3 protein-coding genes are annotated in these 2066 nt (G+C 40.6%); all 3 read right to left on the bottom strand.

The features are described 5' to 3' along the window. Positions 1-468: 468 nt before the first annotated feature. Entirely contained in the window at positions 469-672 is a 204-nt protein-coding gene (locus HY841_11850) for a hypothetical protein (protein ID MBI4931451.1), read from the bottom strand. Continuing rightward, the gene (locus HY841_11845; protein MBI4931450.1) at positions 659-1144 is read right to left on the bottom strand and encodes a type II toxin-antitoxin system VapC family toxin; all 486 of its coding nucleotides are present in this window, start codon (positions 1142-1144) and stop codon (positions 659-661) included. The genes HY841_11850 and HY841_11845 overlap by 14 nt, the downstream gene beginning before the upstream one ends. Before the next feature lie 208 nt (positions 1145-1352). After that, positions 1353-1643 carry a GIY-YIG nuclease family protein gene (locus HY841_11840; protein ID MBI4931449.1) on the bottom strand — a complete coding sequence of 97 codons (291 nt, stop codon included), beginning with the start codon at positions 1641-1643 and terminating at the stop codon, positions 1353-1355. Positions 1644-2066: the final 423 nt, after the last annotated feature.

Here is a 2066-nt window from a genome sequence, read left to right as displayed (position 1 = left end):
GGGGAGTGAGCCGGGTTCAAAGTATAATAAGGCAGTAAAACTCGGTTTGAAAATAATAACAGAAGATGAGTTTAAAAACATGATGAAATGACAAGGGTTTTCATTTTAGTGGAGTTTGAGTATCCTGTAGGGTAGGCTTTGCCCGCCATTTTTCAAATCTTTTTTGGTGGGCGCAGCACAGCCTACGGACTGCCAACGATGCTCGTCATTCCCGCAAAGATTCTGAGCAGGACGCCGTTCCCACGAAAGTGGGAAACCAGTTCCTAAAGAAGTAAAGAACACTGGATTCCCGTTTGCACGGGAATGACAGTAGGATGGGTGAAGCAAAGCGCGACGCATCAAACCATGTCGGGTCTGCTGCGCTGGACCCACCTACAGACTATTTTGGTGGGCGCAGCCCACCAACTCATACTTTCCTGAATCTGTGTTATTTGTGGCAAAAAATAAATAAATCAGGCGCCTTTTTTCTCACTTCACTATAGAATAACTGCCGTCAGGATTGGTTTTAATCTTTCCTTCAAGTATCTTCGCAGCTTCTTTTAAGCCCTTTGCGTAGTACCCTTGTTTTTCCTTAAACCGTAAATCCTTAACATCGTTATAAACCTCATCCTTCCATTCCCAGACTTCCAAGAGCGCCTTTGATATGGCAGCTTTTTTTTCAATCGTTTTCATAAACAACCTCCATTGGGTTTGTCAAAATCAAAGGATAGAAATATCCTTCCTTCTCGTTTACTATTTTAACATCAATCTGTTTTTGTATGTTGGAAAGATGTTTAAAATTCCATGATAAGAGAATATCCATCTGATTACAGGTAGCAATGGCTATGTGTTGGGCGTCCTCCAGTTTTTTCTCAGGAATAACCTTTTCCCTAATATAAACTCCGGCAATCGCATCAGAATTTTTGTCAAGAGTAAGAATCTTTATAGAATACTTTTCAATAACCTCAAGAAGCCGTTTTTTCTTATCTTCATTTTTTGTCTTTTCAATTTCTGCAATTACAACATCTGAAATATAAACAATGTATTTGCCCATTTTAACATAATTCTCAAAAAAATCTTCTGTGATTTTTCTAAATTCCGGCACATCGTCAGCAAAAAGAAAATTGATGACCGATGTGTCAAGATATATCTTCAGCCTTTTCATCTTTCAACCTTCCGTGCTGCTTACTTTACCCTAATCCTTTTATAAAATCAATTGCCCTCAATGACAAGGGTTTTCCTTTTGGTGGAGTTTGAGCAGCCGGTAGGCTTTGCCCGCCATTTTTCAAATCTTTTTTGGTGGGCGCAGCACAGCCTACGGACTGCCAACGATGCTCGTCATTCCCGCAAAGATTCTGGCGGGAATCCAGAAATCATTTACAAATACTTTCATACAAATCATTCCACTGTGGGTTGCCCTGTTCAATAAGTTTCAGTTTCCATGCCCTTTCCCATTTCTTAATCTGTTTTTCTCGGGTAATGGCAGATTCGGCAGATTCATGCGCCTCATACCAAACCAGATGGTGGACATTGTATTTTTTCGTGAAACCTTCAACCAGATTCTGTTTATGCTCATAAACCCGTTTAACAAGATTTGATGTTACACCAGTATACATCGTTCCATTTCGTCGGCTGCATAGAATATAAACATAAAACTTTTTCATTTGTAAAAAGTTGTCATTCCTGCAAAGCATGTCCTCGCATGCTTTAAGCGGGGAGCAGGAATCCAGACGCCGTTCCCACGAAAGTGGGAAACCAGTTCCTAAAGAAGTAAAGAACACTGGATTCCCGTTTGCACGGGAATGACAGTTATATGGGATGGGTGAAGCAAAGCGCGACGCATTAAACCATGTTGGGTCTGCTGCGCTTGACCCACCTACAGACTATTTTGGTGGGCGCAGCCCACCCTACGAACTAACTGAATCCGTGTTCTTTGCGAGAAAATAAATCGGACACCTTTTTCTTTAAAAGAGTAGCAATTTTTCGATTTAATTTTTTTTAATTCCCTCAATTGCTTTTCTAATATCTCCGAGTTCTTCTACAATGGGATTACGCTCACTTCTACTATTTAAGTAGGGTTGCAAATC

Source organism: Bacteroidota bacterium (genome assembly GCA_016213405.1).
Lineage (GTDB): Bacteria > Bacteroidota > Bacteroidia > Palsa-948 > Palsa-948 > Palsa-948.
Note: the sequence above shows the minus strand (reverse complement) of the source record. Positions and strands in the feature narration are given on the sequence as shown.

Bases quoted from the DNA above. Each gene is read 5' to 3' on its own strand.
- HY841_11850 (MBI4931451.1), bottom strand. From the start codon at position 672: ATGAAAACGATTGAAAAAAAAGCTGCCATATCAAAGGCGCTCTTGGAA.
- HY841_11840 (MBI4931449.1), bottom strand. From the start codon at position 1,643: ATGAAAAAGTTTTATGTTTATATTCTATGCAGCCGACGAAATGGAACG.
- HY841_11845 (MBI4931450.1), bottom strand. From the start codon at position 1,144: ATGAAAAGGCTGAAGATATATCTTGACACATCGGTCATCAATTTTCTT.